This is a genomic window from Stenotrophomonas sp. S41, from assembly GCF_016624625.1.
Classification (GTDB): Bacteria; Pseudomonadota; Gammaproteobacteria; order Xanthomonadales; family Xanthomonadaceae; genus Stenotrophomonas.
The window spans coordinates 1-19,196 of record NZ_JACVTV010000039.1 but is presented as its reverse complement, the minus strand read 5'-3'; the positions used below and the strand labels follow the sequence as shown (position 1 = coordinate 19,196).

The following is a 19,196-nucleotide window of genomic DNA, read 5'->3' as shown; positions in this document are numbered from 1 at the left end:
TTTGCCGGAATGCGCGATTGCCCTGCCGGAATGAAGTGCCCCGCCCACGTTGAAGACGCTGAAATATCAGTCACGTGCCAACCGGCATGCCCACTGAATTTCACGTCGTTCGTCAACGGGGGAAGTGCTCATGAACCGCATTTACCGGCGTGTATGGAACCGCCAGCTCAATGCTCTTGTTGTGGCCTCGGAACTGGCCACCGGCGATGGTGGAGCGACAACGCTCCGCGATCCGCAATCGAAACTGCTGGTGCCCAGTGCATTGGCCCTGGCTCTGCTGAGTGTCCTTGCCAGCGGTACCGCTGCCGCCAGTGAAGCCAACCAGTCGCTGCGCGACCTGCAGGCGCTGGCGGCCAAGTACACCCAGACCATGCCGGTCAAGGTGGATGCGGAAGTGGCCCTCGCCGCCGCTGCGCGCCAGGCACAGACCAGCCCGGCCATCAGTACCGATGCACGCATCGGCCTGCAGCTGAGCACCACCGGCCTGCCGGTCGTGCGCGATGTGCTGCCGGCCACCGTCAAGGTGTCGCTGGGTGCGGGCAACACGCCGCAGCAGGTGGCCGCACCCGTCGTGGCCGCCGATGTGCGCGCTTCGGTCGGGCTGGGCAGCAGCACCCGTGTCGACACCGCGCTCGGTGCGCAGCTGGCGCCGCAGGCACAGGCACCGCTGGCACTGTCCACCACCGCCGCCGCGAAGGCGCAGGTGGGCGTGGCCGGTACGCAGGTCGCCAGTCTTGATACCAAGGCTGCCGTTGCCGCCGATGTTGCGGCGACGCCTACCACTTCACTGTCCGGCCTGAAGGCCGCGGTCGATGGCCAGGTCGATGCGAAGCTGGCGCTGGCCGGCCATGCCATCGAAGGCCAGGGCCAAGTCGGCGCGACGGCGTCGGCCACGCTGCCGGCGAAGGAAGAGCTGCCGGGTGAAACCGAAGATCGCGCACTGACCGCCGGGCTCGATGGCTCCGTCGCGGGCAAGGTGCGCGTGCTCGGCCCCGATGGCGAAGCCGTCATCGCCGACCGCAACCTGAAGCTGGCCGGCACCTCGGTGGTCGGCGCACAGACCAGTTCGCTGGGCTTGGGTGGCCTGCTCACCGGCGTCGGCAGTGCGCTGGACGGTGTCGGTGGCGCCGTCGGCAGCCTGGTCAACGGCGATCTCAACGGCACGGTCGGCAACCTCGGCGGTGCGGTGGGTGGCCTGCTCGGCAACACGCTGGGCGGGCTCGGCCTGACCCAGCCGTCGCCGATCCCGGCAGACAGCCCGAAGGCTCCCGTGGCCGTCGACCGCAATGCTGGTGTGATCGTCGGCACCGGCGGCCTGGTTGGTGGTCTCAGCTCATTGATCGGCCCGACCACCGCCAGCCTGTTCGGTGGCACCGGCTACCTGACCAACGGCAACCTCAATGTCAGCACCGCCAACGTCATGCAGACGTATTCGACGGTCAACGTGCTGGGCCTTCCGCTGGTCAACGCCACCCCGGTCGGTACTACGCTCAATGGCCTGGGCGGTGCGGTCACCGGCGGCAACTCGCACCTCACCCTGATCGGTGGCGTGACGTCGGACAGCTACATCTACAACATCAACAACGGCAACCCGGGCGGTCTGCTCGGCCTGCTGCTGCCGGACCAGGCGCCGGACTGGGCGGCCAAGTGCCTGGACATCGGCCTGGCGAACATCTCCTGCTGGGCGGTCAACCCGGCACAGGATTACCAGGTGCTGATGGGTGACGGTGCTTATGCCAATGGCTCGCGGGAAGTGGTGATCGGCGCCAATGCGCGCCACGAACTGCCGCAGGTCGATGCCAGCATCGCCTTCCCCGGCAACGGCACCAACGATCCGACCAACCCCACCGGCGTCCCCACCGCCGACTACGCCGCGCGCATGGGCCATTCGGTGATCGTCGGCGACAGCGCCGTCGGCACCGCCAACGGGCAGACCCTGCTCGGCGCCGAAGCCACCTCGAACCAGGCCAACTCGGTGGCCCTGGGCTACCGCTCGGCCGCACTGCGCGGGGCGCAGGCCAGCTACACCGCCTTCGGCCTGACCGCTGCGCAGGTGTCCGCCGGTGAAGTGTCGGTGGGCAGTGCCGACGGTGGCGAACGGCAGATCACCAACCTCGCGGCGGGTAGTGCCAACACCGATGCGGTCAACGTCGCGCAGCTGCGGGGCGCGATCAGCCAGATCGATGCGCTCGGCGACGTCGCCGTCACCTACGACCTCGACGAAGCCGGTGACCCGGATTACCGCCGCGTCACCCTGGGCAACGGCACCGGCACCACCACGCTGTCCAACCTGGCGGCGGGCGCGATCAGCGCCGGCAGCACCGAAGCCGTCAACGGCAGCCAGCTGTTCACCAGCAACGATGCGATCACGCGCTTCTTCGGCGGCCGCACCGCCTTCGATCCGGCCACCGGCGCCTTCACCGCGCCGCTGTTCGAGATCAGCACCATTTCCGATGACGGCGCCATCGCGCAGGGCGCCTACGAGAACGCCACCGATGCCTTCGACGCGGTCGATGGCTCGCTGGTCAACCTCAACACGCAGATCAACGATATCCGCAATGGCGGCACCAAGTACCTGCGGGTGAACTCCACCGGCGTGGAAGCCGTGGCCACCGGCGCCGATTCCATCGCCGTGGGCAGCAACGCGCAGGCCACCGCTGCCAACAGCATCGCCGTGGGTGCCGGCAGCCTGGCCGACCGGGACAACACCGTCTCCGTCGGCGCTGCCGGTGCGGAACGGCAGATCACCCACGTGGCCGCGGCCACCGAGGCGACCGATGCGGTCAACCTGGGCCAGCTGCAGGCATCGGAGGAGGGCGCGCTGCGCTACGACCTCAACGCCGATGGCAGCGTGGATTACGCCAGCGCCACGCTGGGCCAGGGCGGTACCGCCACCACGCTGCGCAACCTGGGCCCGGGCGAGGTCAGCGCGCTCAGCAGCGAGGCCATCAACGGTGCGCAGCTGTTCGCCGCCAACCAGACCGTGGCCACCCATCTGGGCGGCGGCGCGGCGGTCGATGCCAACGGCGGGGTCACCGCGCCCACCTACACCATCAACAACGTCGCCGCCAACGGCACCATCAGCCAGGGCAGCTACAACGACGTGGGCAGTGCCTTCGATGCGGTGAGCAACTCGCTGGCCAACGTGGTCGACCAGACCGATGAACTGGACATGCGCGCAGTGAAATACGATGTGGATGCAAACGGCGACATGATGGATTCGGTCACCCTCAGCGGCACCGGCGGCGCAGCGGTGCGGCTGACCAACGTGGCGGCCGGCAGCATCCAGGCGGGCAGCAGCGATGCCATCACCGGCGACCAGCTGTTCGCCACCCATGCCACCATCGCCAACTACTTCGGCGGCAGTACCACCTACGACGGCACCACCTCGCAGTGGACCGCCCCGTCCTTCAGCATCTCCAGCATCGCCACCGACGGCAGCATCTCGCTCAACGACTACAGCAACGTCACCGCCGCGTTCTCGGCGGTCGATGGTTCGCTGCGCACGCTCAACCAGCGCATCCTCAACGGCAGCGCCAGCCCGTACCTGGCGGTCAACTCGGCGGCGGCCGCCGCCACCGCGACCGGCGATGAAGCCGTGGCGGTCGGCCCGCAGGCCAGCGCGGCCGGTGCCTCCAGCGTGGCGGTCGGCAACGGCGCCAGCGCCAGCGCCGACAACAGCGTGGCCCTGGGCAGCGGTTCGGTCGCCAGCGTCGGCGCGCAGACCGGCTACACCGGTGCCTACGGCGCGGCTGGTGGCAGCAATTCGGCCGGTGAAGTGTCGGTAGGCAGCAGCGGGGCCGAGCGCAAGATCACCAACGTGGCCGATGGCTCCGATGACCACGATGCGACCAACGTGGGCCAGCTGAACAACGGCGTGAACTACGCCATCGACCAGTCCAAGGCCTACACCGACCAGAAGATCCAGAACATCACCAACGTGGCTGGCAGCTTCCGCGCCAACAACAGCAACAACCTGGCCGACCCGGCCGCGACCGGTGCCAACTCCGCCGCCGGTGGTGCCGGTTCCACCGCCGCCGGGGCCAACTCCACCGCACTGGGCAACGGTGCGCAGGCGCAGGCCGACAACTCGGTGGCACTGGGCGCCGGCTCTGTCGCCGACCGTGCCAACACCGTGTCGGTCGGCGCCGCCGGTGCCGAGCGCCAGGTGGTCAACGTGGCCGACGGTACCCAGGCCACCGACGCGGTCAACGTGCGCCAGCTGCAGGCCTCGCAGCAGGGCACGTTGCGCTATGACACTACCACCAACGGCGATACCAACTACAACAGCGTCACCCTTGGCAGCAGCACCAGCGGGCCGACCACGGTGCGCAACGTTGCGGCCGGTACGGCGGGCACCGACGCGGTCAACGTCGACCAGCTGCGCGCCGGCATGTCGCAGACCCTGGACTGGTCCAAGGCCTACACCGACGAGCGCATGGGCGGCTTCGAGCGCGAACTGCGCAAGACCGACAACCGTGCCTCGGCCGGCATTGCCTCGGCGATGGCCACCGCAGCGCTGCCGCAGCCCAGTGAAGCGGGCCGCAGCATGGCCTCGTTCGCGGCGGGCAGCTACAACGGCGAATCCGGCATGGCCCTGGGCATTTCCGGTGTCTCCGAGGGCGGCCGCTGGATCTACAAGTTCAGCGGTTCCACCAACACCCGTGGCGAAGCCGGCGTAGCCGTCGGCGCCGGCATCCAGTGGTAAGTGCCCGGGCCGGGCTGCCCGTCAGCCCGGCCGTGCCCACCACATCGACAGGGGGAATCCCAATGACGTTCCAACGCACTTCGCGCCCCGGCCCGTTCGCCGCGTCGCTCGTCCTGGTCCTGGCCGCCGGCCTGCTGGCCGGTTGCCGCAGCACCGCACCCGCCGGCGACGCGCCGGTCGCCGACACACTGGTCAGCTTCCCCGAAGCCAGCAAGGCATCGCTGAAGGAAGGCACCTATCCCGACGTCGCAGACCTGCGCCGTTTCGCCCCCGGCATGAGCAAGCGCCAGCTGTACGCGCTGCTCGGCACGCCGCACTTCAACGAAGGCATGTGGGGCGTGCGCCAGTGGAACTACCTGTTCAACTTCCGCACCGCCCAGGGCGCGGAGTACTTCACCTGCCAGTTCCAGGTGCAGTTCGATGGCAAGGGCATCGCCCAGGCCGGGCACTGGAAGCCGCAGGCCTGTGCGGCCGTGCTGGATCCACCCGCGCCGCCGCCGGTGGCCGCGGCACCGGCACCGTTGCCGGCCCAGCCGCTGCGCCTGTCGGCCGATGCGCTGTTCGGCTTCGACAGCGACGTGCTCAGCCAGGCCGGCCAGTCGGCGGTGCAGGGCGTGCTTGCACAGGTGCGTGAAGCCAGCCAGGTGCAGTCGATCCAGGTGGTCGGCTACACCGATCGTATCGGCGGCGCCGACTACAACCAGCGGCTGTCGCAGCGACGTGCCGAGTCGGTGCGGGTGGCGCTGGTGCAGGGCGGGGTACCTGCACAGACCATCAGCGCGGAAGGACGCGGCGCCGCCGACCCCCTCGTGCAGTGCACGCAGCAGAACCAGCGCGAACTGATCGCGTGCCTGGCCCCGAACCGCCGCGTGCAGATCGCCGGCACCGCCCGGCGCGACTGAGTGCCTCGCCGGCCCTGCCGGCGCCCGTGTTTCCCCCCTGATCCGCCGGCCGGCGTGGATGCGTCTCCCCCGTCATCTCCGTCCGCCGGCGGGCCAGGTTTTTTCCATGGTGCGCGCGATGAATGCCCAATTCCTGCCCTTGTCCATGAAGACGGAAACCACAGTCAGCGTGTATGGCCAGCTCGGCAACCATTCGGTGGTGCGCATTCCCGGCCGGCGCCTGCCGGGCCTGATCCTGCAGGCCGACACCGTGGCCGGGTTCCTCACCCAGCTGCAGGACGCCCAGGCCTGCCTGCGCAGCGGGCGCGCGCAGCGTGCCGACGCAGAGTTGGACATGCTGATCGACACGCTGCAGCAGTGGTACGCATTGATCGAATCACGCCTGGCCGACGCCGGCGAAGCGCTGTAGCGGTCGCGGGTTCTGCCATCCACGCATGGCGTGGATCTACTGAACCAACCGGGTCCGTGGCAGTAGATCCACGCCATGCGTGGATGAAGGTCAATCGCTGTCTTCGACGCGCTCGCCCATCAGTTCGCGCTGGCGCTTGTCCAGCTCTTCGGCGTAGCGCTTGCGCACGAAGGCTTCGGAGACCACGCCCAGCACCTGGCCATCGCTGGCCACCACCGCCAGTTCGTCGGCCTGGGTCTGGTCGAAGCGCTGCATCACCGCCACCACGTTGGCGTTGGCGGCCAGTGCGACGTCGCGGTTCTCGGCGTAGTCGCCCACCACCGCGTCCGGCTTCACGCCGTCGCCGTACATGCGCGGAATCTGCACGATGCCGGCGTAGTGCCCTTCGCTGTCCACCAGGATCACGCGGCCGCCGGAACCCAGCGGGAAGCGCTGGCGGAACGAGGCCGTGTCCAGGTCGGCGGGTGCGGTGGCCACGCCCTTGCGCATCATCCGCCCGGCATTGAGGTTCTGCACCCAGCCCACGTCGCGTGCGCTTTTGATGGTCTCGCCGCGCAGGTGCATGCGCCAGGTCGAGAACGAGTAGCCGAACCACTGCCGCACCAGGGTGCTGGACACCAGCACCGCGCTCATCACCACACTGGTCAGCAGGAAGTCGTGGGTGCCTTCCAGCACCAGCATGGCCATGGTCATCGGTGCGCCGACCACGGCGGCGGCGAGTGCGGCCATGCCGGCCAGCGCGGCCGAGGTGGCATCGATCACCGGCACGCCGGTGGCCATTGCCAGCAGGCCGGCAAACAGCGCGCCCACCAGCGTGCCCATGAACAGCGAGGCGAAGAACAGGCCGCCACGGAAGCCGAAGCCCAGCGAGATGCCGGAGGCCAGGCACTTGAGGGTCAGCAGGGCGCCGATCCAGATCAGCGGCAGGTGGGTGGTCAGGTCCAGGTGCAGGGCGCCGTGGCCGGAGGACAGCACCTGCGGGCTGGCCATCGCCAGCGGAATCAGCAGCAGTCCACCCAGCACCGGCCGACCCCACAGCGGCAGCGGGCTGCGCTTGACCGTGCCCTCGATCGAGGCGATCAGCCGCATCACCAGGATGCCGACCATCGCGCAGCAGCAGCCGAGCAGGCCGTAGATGGCGTAGTCGGCGGCGCGCACGTCGATGGTGGACGCGGCCGGCAGCAGGTAGGCGTCGATGCCGGCCTGGTCGGCCACGAACGCGCCGGCCAGCGCGGCCACGGCCACCGGGGCCAGCGCGGCCGGCGTGTAGGCGCCGATGACGATCTCGAAGGCATAGAAGGCACCGGCCAGCGGTGCGCCGAAGGCGGCGGCGATGGCACCGGCCGAGCCGGCCCCGACCAGGATGCGCACGTCGTTGCGGCGCAGGCGCATCACCCGGCCCAGCTGCGAGCCGCTGCCAGCGCCCATCTGCGTGTACGACGCCTCCAGTCCGACCGAGGCGCCGCAGCCGTTGGAGATCAGGGTCTGGGTCAGCACGATCAGGTTGTCGCGCATCGACATGCGGCCGCCGTGCAGGGCGTTGGCTTCCACGGCATCGAGCAGGGGGCGCTTGAGGCGGGTGGCGGCCAGGGCGACCAGGCCGACCAGCAGGCCGCCCAGTGGCAGCACCAGCAGGGCGGTCCACGGCAGCGAGGGCAGGGAGCTCAGCCGGATGCCTTCATCCAGGCCGTACAGCGCGGCCTGGAGCCAGCGTGCGATGCCCGATTGCAGCAGGGTCAGGCCGCCGGCGAGCAGCCCGACCACCAGGGCGAGGGCGATGAACCACAGGTCGCTGCCGCGCAGGCGCAGGCGCAGGCCCTGGAACGCCAGATGCAGGCGTGATGGCGAAGCGTGGGAGGACATGGTGGCGGCATGATACGCCGCCACCGTGATCGCTGCCCTCACCGCATCGGGCGGCTGGGGGGCTTAGAAGCGGTAGCGGCCCTGCACGTAGAAGGTGCGCGGCGCGGCCACCATGCGCCCGGCGTTGCCGTCGACATTGCGGGTGTACCAGCCCTTGTCGGCCAGGTTGTTCACGCCCAGCGCGATCTCGCTGTCACCCAGGCCCGGCACCTGCCAGGCCACCTGCGCGTTCAACAGGCGCACGCCCGGCACCCGGCCCACGCGCGCATCGGCGCTCTCGGCCCAGGTGTTGGCGGCATCGGAGAACTGCCCGCTCTGGTGCGTGCTGGAGACGTTGAACGTCCAGGCGGCAATGGCGTAGCGGGCGCCGATGCTGTCGGTGTCACGCGAGTAGAACGGCACGTCCAGGCTGCGGTTGTCGCCGGACTGCTGGATGGCCTTGGTCCAGGTGTAGTTGGCGTACAGCTCCAGGCCGGCCAGCGCGCTGTCCTCGGCGAAACGGTACTCCAGCGCGCTTTCCACGCCCTTGTGGTCGGTGGCGCCGATGTTCTGGAAGGTTGGCGGGGTGATGCCCGGCACCTGCTGGATCTGGTTGTCGAAGCGCATCTTGAACACGGTCACTTCCGCGCGCAGGGCGCCGTCCTGCCAGCGCGCACCCAGTTCGGTGGTCTTGGCCACTTCCGGGTTCAGCGGGTTGCTGGCGGTCTGCGAGTTCAGCTGGATGTTCTGCACCGGCCCGAACGAGGTGGTGTAGTTGCCGAACACGGTCAGCTGCGGGGTCAGCAGGTAGGCGATGTTGATCGACGGCAGCGCCTTGTCGTTGCGGCTGCTGAAGGTGGCGCCGCCACCGGCCTGGCGGCGGTCCATGTCGATCCATTCCATGCGCACGCCCGGGGTGATGCGCCACTGGCCGACGGCGATGCGGTCGTCCACGTAGAACGCATGCGCGTCGGTGGCGTTGTCGAAGCGGGTGATCGCACTTTCCACGCCGGTGCGGCGGACCACGGTGTAGCTGCGGTCGTTGCCACGCTCGCGCAGGAAGCGGTAGCCGGCGGTGATGTCATGTACGGTGCTGCCCCAGCGCAGGCGCTGGGTGTAGCGCGGCTCGATGCCGAGCACGCGGTAGTCGCGCGGCTGCACGGTCAGCTGGGTGTTGGCGGCGTTGATCAGCGAGCTGGCGCGGTTGCTCTCGTTGTAATAGGCCAGCACCTCGAACTCGCTGTCGGCCGACAGGGTGTTGGTGTAGCCCAGGTCGATGCCGGTGCGGTGGCCCTTCCAGAAATCGGTAGGGCGGGTGTTCTGGAACGGATCGGCCTCGTACTGCGCGCGGGTCAGGCCGCCCGGGGTCAGCGAGCGCACATCGTAGTAGGACAGCTTGGCGCGCAGCTCCTGCTGCTCGTCGATGGCATAGGCGAACTTCAGCGCCAGGTCGTCGAAGCGGTCGTCGCTGCCCTGGCGCCAGCCGCGGCCATCCTGGCCGGAATACAGCAGGGCCATGCCCAGGCCGTTGTCGGCGGTGCCGCCGAGCAAGGCGTTGTACTGGGTGCTGTCGCCGCCACCGTGGTCGTTGGCGCTGTAGCGCACGCCCGCTTCGCCGTGCAGGCCGGCCTCGGTGGGGATGGCGCGGGTGCTGAAGTTGATGATGCCGCCGACGTTCTGCGGCCCGTAGCGCACCGCACCGCCGCCACGCACCACGTCGATGGACTCGATGTTGGACAGGCTGGTGGGGGCGAACGAGAGCTGCGGCTGGCCGTAGGGCGCCACCGCCAGCGGTACGCCGTCCAGCAGCACGGTGGAGCGCGGCGAGTAGCGGCCGGTGAGGCCACGCACACCGATGTTCAGCGAGACCGAGCTGCCGGCCGTACCCGAGTTGTCGGTGACCTGCACGCCCGGAATGCGACGCATGGCATCGCCGATGCTGGCCGCGCCGCTGGCGTCGATGCGCTGGCGGTCGACCACGGTGCGCGCACCGGCAAAGCTCTTCACGCTGTCGTGCAGGCCGGTGCCCAGCCAGCTGCCGGACACCTGGATGCTGTCCAGCGTGGTGGCGCTGTCCTGCGCGAAGGCGGTGGCGGACAGGCACAGGGAAAGGGCGGCGGCCAGCGGCAGGCGGGCCGGGGTCAGGATTCGGAAGGACATTCGGATGGGCGCGGAAGGGTCGTAAATGAGAATTATTGCTGATTCCATTCGCCAATGGAATGCACCTTCGGGGGTTGCGGATGAACGGCAGCGGAGGGCGGTGCTAGAGTGGGCGATTGCTTCCTGACTGCCGAGATCTGCCATGTCCACTGCCGCTTTCTATCCCGTCGGAACCCCTGGCCAGCCGTGGGGCACGGCGGAGCGGGAGCAGTGGCGCAGCCGCCAGCAGCGCCTGCGCCGCTATGACGAGGAAGTGCTGCCGCGCATCGAGGCCCTGGCCGACCGCTTCGACAAGGTGGCCTATGGCCAGCTGGACTACGCCGGCGAGACCTACACCCTGTACGCGCTGCGCAGCCGCGACTGGAACCCGGCGCTGCCGGCGGCGCTGGTCACCGGCGGCGTGCATGGCTATGAAACCAGCGGCGTGATGGGCGCGCTGGACTTCCTCGAACAGCACGCGGCCGACTACGCCGGCAAAGCCAACCTGCTGGTGGCGCCGTGCGTGAACCCGTGGGGTTTCGAGCGCATCAACCGCTGGAACCATGATGCGATTGATCCGAACCGCAACTTCCGCGCCGATGGTCCGGCCCGCGAATCGACGGCGGTCATCGAGCTGATCGCCCCGTACCAGGGCCAGTTCGTGCTGCACATCGACCTGCACGAGACCACCGACAGCGACGAGAGCGAGTTCCGCCCGGCGCTGGCCGCGCGCGATGGCAAGCCGTTCGAGCCGGGCCTGATCCCCGATGGCTTCTACCTGGTCGATGACAGCGAGAACCCGCAGCCGGCATTCCAGCAGGCAGTGATCGCCGCCGTCGAGCAGGTGACCCATATCGCCCCGGCCGATGAGAAGAACGAGATCATCGGCTCGCCGGTGGTCGCCCACGGCGTCATCGAGTACCCGCTGGTGAAGCTGGCGCTGTGCGCGGGCATCACCGGTGCGAAGTACACCACCACCACCGAGGTCTACCCGGACAGCCCGCGCGCGACGCCGGCGCAGTGCAACGAGGCACAGGTGGCGGCGGTGCGCTCGGCGCTGGAGTACGCGCTGGCCCGCCGCTGACAGGTAGTGCCGGCCGATGGCCGGCAGATGCGCTGCAATGCGGTTGCCGGCCAGCGGCCGGCACTACCGTTCGCCCCGGGCGCGCGCGTAACACGCGTGGCCTGTCCCGGGGCTGTCATCGCGACCCCGCACTTCATCCTGCGTCCACTGCCATTCATGCAGACTCGGTCGGCTAATCCCTGATCGACCGGAGATGGCTGCCGATGGAAGCACTGGAGCCTCAACACACCCCGGTGCGCACCCTCCGGCCCGTCTTCGCCTTCGCTGCGATCGTCGTCGTTGCCTTCGCACTGTTCGTCAGCCTGTTCCCGCTGGGCGCCGGCCGCCTGCTGGTCAAGGCGCAGGACTGGGCCGCGCTCAACGTGGGCTGGTACTACCTGCTGGCGATGACCCTGTACCTGGTGTTCGTGGTCGGCGTGGCCCTGTCCAAGTACGGCGGCATCAAGCTGGGGGCCGACCATGACGAACCGGAATTCAGCTATCTGTCGTGGGCCGGCATGCTGTTTGCCGCTGGCATCAGCATCACCCTGTTCTTTTTCTGCGTCTCCGAACCGCTGACCCATTACCTGCAGCCACCGCAGGGCGATGCGGCCGCCGGCGAGGCGGGTGCGCGCCAGGCCATGCAGCTGCTGTTCCTGCACTGGGGTCTGCATGGCTGGGGCGTGTTCGCGCTGGCGGCGATGGCGATGGCCTACTTCGCCTACCGGCACAACCTGCCGCTGGCGCTGCGCTCGGCGCTGTACCCGCTCATCGGCAAGCGCATCAACGGGCCCATCGGCTACACGGTGGATGCACTGGGCATCGTCGCCACCGTGTTCGGCATCGGTGCGGACATGGGCTTCGGCGTGCTGCACCTCAACGCCGGCCTGACCCACCTGTTCAACGTGCCGCACTCCAACCTGGTGCAGATCATCCTGGTGGCCAGCATGATGGGCGCCGCGGTGGCGGTGGCGGTGTCCGGCGTGGAAAAGGGCGTGCGCTGGATGGCCAACATCAACATGCTGCTGGCCATCGCGCTGGTGCTGTTCATGCTGTGCGCCGGCCCCACCCAGTACCTGCTCAGCACGCTCATGCAGAACCTGGGCGATTACCTGGGCAGCGTGGTCGGCAAGAGTTTCGATGTGTACGCCTACGGCGGCCGCCCGGAATGGCTGGGCGGCTGGACGGTGTTCTACTGGGCCTGGTGGATCGGCTGGGCGCCGTTCGTGGGCCTGTTCATCGCGCGCATCTCGCGCGGCCGCACCATCCGCGAATTCGTCTTCGGCGTGCTGCTGATCCCGCTCGGCTTCACTCTGGCGTGGCTGTCGATCTTCGGCAACAGCGCGCTGGACCAGGTGCTGCACCATGGCCAGCAGCAGCTGGCACAGCTGGCGGTGGATGATCCGCCGACCGTGCTGTACGCGCTGCTGGATGGCTACCCGTGGAGCAAGGCGGTGATCGCGGTGACCGTGCTGGTCAGCTTCATCTTCTTCGTGACGTCGGCTGATTCGGGGGCGGTGGTGCTGTCCACGCTGTCCTCGCACGGCGGAGCGCCCGAGGACGATGGCCCGCGCTGGCTGCGCGTGTTCTGGGGCACGGTGATCGCGGTGCTGACCGCCGGGCTGCTGCTGGCCGGCAGCATCGACGCATTGAAGTCGGCCGTGGTGCTGGCCTCGCTGCCGTTCTCGGCGGTGCTGCTGTTGATGATGTGGGGCCTGACCCGTGCCTTCAGCGATGAATCGCACCGCGAGCGCGCGCAGCAGTTCCGGCCGTCACCGCTGATCGGCGACGACCGCCACCACCAGGGCTGGCGCCAGCGCCTGAGCCAGGCCATGCACTTCCCGGTGCGCGACCAGGTCTACCGCTTCATGGACGACACGGTGAAGCCGGCGATGGAAGCGGTGGCCGAGCAGCTGCAAGGACAGGGCTGGGAGGTGGTCACGCGCTTCGAGGCCGGTGACATGGAGCTGTCGGTCAACCATGGCGAGCAGCAGGACTTCCAGTACCGGGTGATCCTCAGCGGTTATCTGACCCCGTCGTTCGCCGCGCAGCAGCTGCGCAACCAGCGCTATTACCGCGCCGAAGTGCATCTGTTCGAAGGCAGCCAGGATTACGACCTGGTGGGCTACAGCCGCAAGCAGATCATCAACGACATCATCAGCCAGTACGAACGGCACCTGCAGTTCCTGCATCTGAGCCGGTGATGCAGGTGGCTGGGTAGAGTCGAGCTTGCTCGACTGCCGTTGCCAGAAGCAGTCGAGCAAGCTCGACTCTACGAAAGCGGGTGCGGACGGCGGGTCCGTCAGACCCGCAGCAGCACCTTGCCGCCACGCCCCGACTGCGCGCTGGCGGTCGCGGCGGCCGTGATGTCATCCAGCGCGAAGATGCCGTCCACCGGCAGGGTCAGTTCGCCGCTGGCCGCGCGCTGCAGCAGTTCGCCCACCAGGCGGCGCTTGTCTTCCACCGCCATTGCCTGGCTGACCTTGCTGCCCCAGAAGCCCTTCACCGTGGCTTCCTTGTAGATCAGGCCGCTGGCCGGGATACGCATCGCCTCGCCACTCATCACGCCGAACGACACCAGCGTGCCGTGCAGGCCGAGCAGGTCGACCAGGTCGGCGCTGGCTTCACCGCCGATGGAATCAACGGCTGCTGCTGCCTGCGCCTCACCCGTGGCTGCACGCACGCGGTCTTTCCAGCCGTCCTGCGAGGTGTCGAACACGTGCTCGATGCCCAGCGCCTGCAGCTGCGCCACCGCCTTGGTGTTGCGCACCAGGTTGGCCACGTTGACGCCGCGTGCGCGGGCCAGCATCGCCAGCGATTTGCCCACCGCACCGTTGGCGGTGTTCTGCACGATCCACTGGCCGGCGTCCACCTTCAGGAATTCCAGCAGCATCAGCGCGCTCAGTGGCATCGCGATCAGCTGTGCCGCGGTTTCGTCGGCGATGGCGTCGGGCATCGGGATGACCATGCGTGCCGGCGCGATGAACGCCTCGGCCCAGGTGGCATGCACCGAGGCGGCGGCGACGCGCTGGCCGACCTGCAGGCCTTCAACACCTTCGCCGAGTGCATCGACCACGCCCAGGGCTTCGCTGCCGCCGACCGCCGGCAGGGTCGGCTTGTAGCCATACAAGCCGCGCACGGTCAGCAGATCGTGGTTGTGGATCGAGGCAAGCGTGGTGCGGATGCGCACTTCACCGGGGCCGGGTTCGGGCAGGGCGACATCGGCGATGGCAAGGACGGTGGCGGGATCGCCGAAGGCGGAATAGAGCGCGGCGCGCATGGATGCATCCATGAGTTGGGAATGTTCACTCCATCTGGGGATGTGCGCGCGCTCGACAAGGCGTCGGTGGTGCAACACGGCATCCTGCGACGGATCGTCGCGGAATGTGTTCATCACCGCATCTTGTGTTGACGATCTTCGATATCCCCACTATGTTGTGGCCGTCACTCCCGGTCAGCCGCCGCCGCCGGACATGCAGCAAACGTCCCGCGGCCCGCCCCTGAAGGCTTGCCGTGTCGACGCGGCCGCCATCGTGCGGACGCAGATCGCCCCCACGGCCCGGATACCGGCCGCAGGCGCAGGCTCATCGCCGACGGTCTGACGTTCCCGCGCAATGGCACACCAACCGATTGCCCTGGGCGCCGGTATCGCGCGCAGGGCCGCCATGGCATTGACGCTTCGAGGCGTGCGTGCCTGGAGATGCAGGACAATGACCGACAGTACCTACCGCGCGGCCGATCTGGCCGGCGCCGGCGACGCCATGCGCGCCGGTGGCGAACGTGTGCCCACCTGGATCACCAAGGAAGCCGGCAACCGCCGCCTGCCGTTCGAGGCCGAGCGCCTGCAGCGCAGCATCGACGGCGTGCATGCCGAGTTCCCGCAGCTGGACGTGAGCGACTACCGCCGCGTGGTGCAGGCAATGGTCGAGCGCAAGCCCAGCATCAGCGCCGATGACCTGGTCGACCTGCTGATCCGCGAGGCGGAATCGCGCGTGGACCTGGTGGCGCCGGAGTGGGAGCAGTTCGCTGCGCGGATGTACCTGCGCCGGCTGTACAAGCGCGCCAGCCGAAACCGCTTCTACGATGTCAGCTTGAAGTACGGCTCCTACGTGGGCCTGCAGGAAAGCCTGGCCGACCGCGGGGTCTACAGCAATGACATCCTGCGCTGCTATTCGAAGGACGAACTGCAGCAGGCGGGGCAGATGATCGATCCCGAGCGCGACCGGCTGTTCGCCTACAACGGCCTGTACCTGCTGGCCACGCGCTATCTCGCCACCGATGGCAGCCGCGAAGTGTACGAACTGCCGCAGGAGCGCTGGCTGACCATCGCCCTGTACCTGATGCAGGACGAAAAGCCGAGGGAACGCCGCATGCAGCTGGTGGGCGAGGCCTACTGGGCGCTGTCCAACCTGTACATGACCGTGGCCACGCCCACCCTGGCCAATGCCGGCAAGGTCGGCGGGCAGCTGTCCAGCTGCTTCATCGATACGGTGGATGACAGCCTGCAGGGCATCTATGACTCCAACACCGATATCGCCCGCGTGTCCAAGCACGGTGGCGGGGTCGGCGCCTACCTGGGCTATGTGCGCAGCAGCGGCGCGCCGATCCGCGGCGTGCCCAATTCGTCCGGCGGCGTGGTGCCGTGGATCAAGCAGCTCAACAACACCGCCGTGTCGGTCGACCAGCTCGGCCAGCGCAAGGGCGCGGTGGCGGTGTACCTGGACATCTGGCACCGCGATATCGAGGCCTTCCTCGATCTGCGCCTGAACAACGGCGACCAGCGCCTGCGCGCGCACGACGTGTTCACGGCGGTGTGCGTGCCGGACCTGTTCATGGAGGCGGTGGAGCGCCGCGCCGACTGGTACCTGTTCGACCCGCACGAAGTGAAGCAGGCCAAGGGCTGGTACCTGCAGGACTTCTACGATGAAACACGCGGTGCGGGCAGCTTCCGCGACCGCTATGCCGAACTGGTGGGCGACGAGCGCATCAGCCGCCGCACTGTGCGCGCCATCGACCTGTTCAAGCGGATCATGGTCAGCCAGCTGGAGACCGGCAACCCGTTCCTGTTCTACCGCGATGAAGTGAACCGGAAGAACCCGAACAAGCACGCGGGCATGGTCTATTCCAGCAACCTGTGCACCGAGATCCTGCAGAACATGAGCCCGACGCGGATGATCCAGGAGATCGTCAGCGGCGACCAGATCGTCACCACCCGCCGCGCCGGCGATTTCGTGGTCTGCAACCTGTCCTCGATCAACCTCGGCCGGGCGATCACCGCGCCGGACGACCTGCTGGCAAAGGACGTGCTCGAGCGTCTGATCCCGATCCAGGTGCGCATGCTCGACAACGTGATCGACCTCAACGCGCTGCCGGTGCCGCAGGCCACCATCACCAACCGCAAATACCGCGCCATCGGCCTGGGCACCTTCGGCTGGCACCACCTGCTGGCCCAGCAGGGCATCCACTGGGAAACGCCCGAAGCGGAGGCGCTGTCGGACACGCTGTTCGAGCGGATCAACTTCCTGACCATCCAGGCCAGCGCGCAGCTGGCGAAGGAGAAGGGCAGCTACCCGATGTTCACCGGCAGCGACTGGCAGACCGGCGCCTACTTCCGTGACCGCCGCTACGAGGGCGCGGGCTGGGACAGCCTGGCCCGTGACGTTGCAACGCACGGCCTGCGCAATGGCTGGCTGCTGGCGGTGGCGCCGAACATGAGCACCGCGCAGATTGCCGGTTCCACCGCATCGATCGACCCGATCTACAGCGCGTTCTACTACGAGGAAAAGAAGGACTTCCGCCGTCCGGTGGCCGCACCGGGGCTGTCGCTGGAAACGTGGCCGTACTACGAAAAGGGCGCCTACAAGGTCGACCAGTTCGCCAGCGTGCGGCAGAACGCCCGTCGCCAGCGCCACGTCGACCAGGCGATCAGCTTCAACCTGTACGTGCCCAGCACCATCCGCGCCAGCACGCTGCTGGAGCTGCACCTGAGCGCGTGGCGCGAGGGCCTTAAGACCACGTACTACGTGCGCTCCAACGACATCGACATCAGCGAATGCGAGTGGTGCTCGAGCTGACGCGCAACGGTAGCGCCGGGCCACGCCCGGCGAGCGCAACGCGCGGCCGTCATACATCCCGCCGGGCATGGCCCGGTGCTACCCCTTGCAGGTAAGACCATGGCAACCCCCCTCGACCGCATCAAGATCCTCGAACCGCGCCACCCCAACCGGAGCACCGGCATCATCAACGGCCGCACCAGCGGCATCCTCAACTGGAACGACATCCCGTACCCGTCGTTCTATCGGGCCTACAAAGAGCTGTCGACCAACTTCTGGATCCCCGACGAGGTGGACATGAAGCTGGACGCGCGCCAGTACGGCGAGCTGTCCGGGCGCGAGAAGAACGCCTACGACTCGATCATCGGCCTGCTGGCCACGCTCGATTCGCCGCAGACCCGTTTCATCTACAACGTGGCCGAGTACATCACCGACCCGGCCGCGCATGCCAACGCGGCGATCATCGGCCAGCAGGAGGTGATCCACAACGAGAGCTACAGCTACGTGCTGGCCTCGATCACCGACCTGCCGAACCAGAACCGCATCTTCGAGATCGCGCGCACGCACCCGACCATCATCAAGCGCAACGCGCCGATCATGGGAGCGTATGACGATTTCATGCGTGAGAAGACCGCCGAGACCCTGCTGAAGTCGCTGATCCAGTCGTCGATCCTGGAAGGCATCAACTTCTATTCCGGCTTTGCGTACTTCTACAACATGGTGCGGCAGAACCGCATGACCGGTACCGGCAAGATCATCAGCTTCATCAACCGCGACGAGCTGGCCCACACCAAGTTCATCAGCGAGCTGATCCGCGCGATCATCGGCGAGAACCCGGAGCTGCAGACCAATGAACTGACGGCCTACGTGCACCAGGCATTCGAGCATGCCATCGAGCTGGAAACGCAGTGGTCGTCGGAAGTGCTGGATGGCATCGACGGCATCGACGTGGAGGAAATGACCCGCTACGTGAAATACCGCGCCAACAAGATGGCCGGCATGCTGGGCATCGAGCGCCTGTACAGCGACACCACCGACAACGTGATGCCGTGGATCAAGGCCTACGCCGACAATTTCACCGAGACCAAGACCGACTTCTTCGAGATGCGCAATGCAAGTTACAAGAAGACCAACGTCGACAACGGCTTCGACGACCTCTGAACCCGGCGCGGCGCTGCGCATCCTGGTGGTGGTGGCCTCGCTGAGTGGCAATACCCGCGAGCTGGGCCGGCTGATCCAGGCGCGCTGTCTGGCCGCCGGGCATGCGGTGCACTGGCAGGAGGCTGATGACCTGCGTTCTGCTGCCCCGCTGGCTGCCGATGAGGCTGACCTGGTGCTGCTGGGCAGCTGGACCGACAACGCTGGGCGCACGCCGTCGGAGATGAAGGCCTGGGTGGCCGGCATCGCCGAGCGTGGCCAACGCCCGCGCCAGCTTGCGGTATTCGGTACCGGCGAGACGCAGTGGGGGCAGGAGTACTACTGCGGCGCCGTGCACCGGCTGATCCGCTATTTCAACAGCAGCTACCCGCCGCTGGAAATCGAGCAGATGCCGCATGGCGCACGCCACGCCGCGGCCATCGACGCCTGGACCGATGCGGTCCTGGCCCATTACCGGAGTACGCACGATGCAGATCATCGACGCCACCACGCCTGAGCAGTTCCAGCAGTTGCTGGCCGAACACCCTCGGGTGCTGGTGGATTTCCACAAGGACCAGTGCCCGGGCTGCCGGATGCTGGAGATGTCGCTGCACCGCGTGGCCAACAGCGTGGCGGGGCAGGGCACGACCCTGCTGCGCGTGCAGCTGGAAGTGCTGGGCGAAGCGTTTTTCCGCGAGCTTGGGCTGCGGCAGACGCCGACCTTGTCGCTGTTCCGTGATGGGGATGAGCGGCAGCGGCTGGCCGGATTCCAGTCGCCCCAGCAGATTGAAGCCGCGATCGCGCTGCACTTGTAGCGCCGAGCCCATGCTCGGCTGCCGTTTGCGCGGTGGGCCATGAAAGGCATCCACGCACGGCGTGGATCTACTGGGGTGGGGGGGGGGGGGGGGCGGGGGGGGGGGGGGGCCCCCGCGGGGGGGGGGAG

The 19,196-nt window shown here is 68.0% G+C and carries 12 protein-coding genes; 9 read left to right on the top strand and 3 right to left on the bottom strand.

What is annotated here, in order from left to right; all coding sequences use genetic code 11:
- The first annotated feature begins 130 nt into the window (after positions 1-130).
- The 3 genes from IAE56_RS10405 to IAE56_RS10395 all read left to right on the top strand — a co-directional run bounded on the left by IAE56_RS10405 (position 131) and on the right by IAE56_RS10395 (position 6,019).
- A complete protein-coding gene (locus IAE56_RS10405; protein ID WP_200752490.1) occupies positions 131-4,708 on the top strand; it encodes a YadA-like family protein in 4,578 nt (1,525 codons plus the stop codon).
- Positions 4,709-4,770: 62 nt separating this feature from the next.
- The gene (locus IAE56_RS10400) at positions 4,771-5,610 is read left to right on the top strand and encodes an OmpA family protein (RefSeq protein WP_200752489.1); all 840 of its coding nucleotides are present in this window, start codon (positions 4,771-4,773) and stop codon (positions 5,608-5,610) included.
- Between the two features lie 106 nt (positions 5,611-5,716).
- Positions 5,717-6,019 carry a hypothetical protein gene (locus IAE56_RS10395; RefSeq protein ID WP_108769087.1) on the top strand — a complete coding sequence of 101 codons (303 nt, stop codon included), beginning with the start codon at positions 5,717-5,719 and terminating at the stop codon, positions 6,017-6,019.
- A gap of 90 nt (positions 6,020-6,109) precedes the next feature.
- On the opposite strand, the gene IAE56_RS10390 is transcribed toward IAE56_RS10395, so the two are convergent.
- Complete coding sequence (locus tag IAE56_RS10390; protein ID WP_079222151.1) at positions 6,110-7,882, bottom strand: chloride channel protein; 1,773 nt, start codon at positions 7,880-7,882, stop codon at positions 6,110-6,112.
- A gap of 63 nt (positions 7,883-7,945) precedes the next feature.
- Complete coding sequence (locus IAE56_RS10385) at positions 7,946-10,021, bottom strand: TonB-dependent siderophore receptor (RefSeq protein ID WP_200752488.1); 2,076 nt, start codon at positions 10,019-10,021, stop codon at positions 7,946-7,948.
- Between the two features lie 142 nt (positions 10,022-10,163).
- Between IAE56_RS10385 and IAE56_RS10380 the strand changes: the two genes are divergently transcribed.
- Both IAE56_RS10380 and betT read left to right on the top strand, forming a co-directional pair.
- The gene (locus IAE56_RS10380) at positions 10,164-11,084 is read left to right on the top strand and encodes a M14 family metallocarboxypeptidase (RefSeq protein WP_200752487.1); all 921 of its coding nucleotides are present in this window, start codon (positions 10,164-10,166) and stop codon (positions 11,082-11,084) included.
- A gap of 203 nt (positions 11,085-11,287) precedes the next feature.
- Positions 11,288-13,267, top strand: coding sequence for a choline BCCT transporter BetT (gene betT, locus IAE56_RS10375; protein WP_200752486.1), 1,980 nt, complete (start codon positions 11,288-11,290; stop codon positions 13,265-13,267).
- Positions 13,268-13,365: 98 nt separating this feature from the next.
- Here the strand turns inward: betT and IAE56_RS10370 are convergent, their stop codons facing one another.
- Positions 13,366-14,343 carry a zinc-binding dehydrogenase gene (locus tag IAE56_RS10370; RefSeq protein WP_200752485.1) on the bottom strand — a complete coding sequence of 326 codons (978 nt, stop codon included), beginning with the start codon at positions 14,341-14,343 and terminating at the stop codon, positions 13,366-13,368.
- A gap of 481 nt (positions 14,344-14,824) precedes the next feature.
- Between IAE56_RS10370 and IAE56_RS10365 the strand changes: the two genes are divergently transcribed.
- From IAE56_RS10365 to IAE56_RS10350, 4 genes are all read left to right on the top strand, one after another.
- Complete coding sequence (locus IAE56_RS10365; RefSeq protein WP_234456010.1) at positions 14,825-17,137, top strand: ribonucleoside-diphosphate reductase subunit alpha; 2,313 nt, start codon at positions 14,825-14,827, stop codon at positions 17,135-17,137.
- A gap of 99 nt (positions 17,138-17,236) precedes the next feature.
- Positions 17,237-18,277, top strand: a complete 1,041-nt coding sequence (locus IAE56_RS10360; RefSeq protein ID WP_049428423.1) for a ribonucleotide-diphosphate reductase subunit beta — start codon at positions 17,237-17,239, stop codon at positions 18,275-18,277.
- A gap of 13 nt (positions 18,278-18,290) precedes the next feature.
- On the top strand, positions 18,291-18,770 hold the full coding sequence (locus IAE56_RS10355) for a flavodoxin (protein WP_234456009.1): 480 nt from the start codon (positions 18,291-18,293) through the stop codon (positions 18,768-18,770).
- Positions 18,742-19,068, top strand: a complete 327-nt coding sequence (locus IAE56_RS10350; RefSeq protein ID WP_150454143.1) for a thioredoxin family protein — start codon at positions 18,742-18,744, stop codon at positions 19,066-19,068. Before IAE56_RS10355 ends, IAE56_RS10350 begins: the two co-directional genes overlap by 29 nt.
- Positions 19,069-19,196: the final 128 nt, after the last annotated feature.

What these genes read in the sequence shown, in the direction of transcription:
- IAE56_RS10405 (WP_200752490.1), top strand. Translation starts at nt 131, where the DNA reads ATGAACCGCATTTACCGGCGTGTATGGAACCGCCAGCTCAATGCTCTT.
- IAE56_RS10370 (WP_200752485.1), bottom strand. Translation starts at nt 14,343, where the DNA reads ATGCGCGCCGCGCTCTATTCCGCCTTCGGCGATCCCGCCACCGTCCTT.
- IAE56_RS10350 (WP_150454143.1), top strand. Translation starts at nt 18,742, where the DNA reads ATGCAGATCATCGACGCCACCACGCCTGAGCAGTTCCAGCAGTTGCTG.
- IAE56_RS10385 (WP_200752488.1), bottom strand. Translation starts at nt 10,021, where the DNA reads ATGTCCTTCCGAATCCTGACCCCGGCCCGCCTGCCGCTGGCCGCCGCC.
- betT (WP_200752486.1), top strand. Translation starts at nt 11,288, where the DNA reads ATGGAAGCACTGGAGCCTCAACACACCCCGGTGCGCACCCTCCGGCCC.
- IAE56_RS10380 (WP_200752487.1), top strand. Translation starts at nt 10,164, where the DNA reads ATGTCCACTGCCGCTTTCTATCCCGTCGGAACCCCTGGCCAGCCGTGG.
- IAE56_RS10365 (WP_234456010.1), top strand. Translation starts at nt 14,825, where the DNA reads ATGCGCGCCGGTGGCGAACGTGTGCCCACCTGGATCACCAAGGAAGCC.
- IAE56_RS10395 (WP_108769087.1), top strand. Translation starts at nt 5,717, where the DNA reads ATGGTGCGCGCGATGAATGCCCAATTCCTGCCCTTGTCCATGAAGACG.
- IAE56_RS10390 (WP_079222151.1), bottom strand. Translation starts at nt 7,882, where the DNA reads ATGTCCTCCCACGCTTCGCCATCACGCCTGCATCTGGCGTTCCAGGGC.
- IAE56_RS10360 (WP_049428423.1), top strand. Translation starts at nt 17,237, where the DNA reads ATGGCAACCCCCCTCGACCGCATCAAGATCCTCGAACCGCGCCACCCC.
- IAE56_RS10400 (WP_200752489.1), top strand. Translation starts at nt 4,771, where the DNA reads ATGACGTTCCAACGCACTTCGCGCCCCGGCCCGTTCGCCGCGTCGCTC.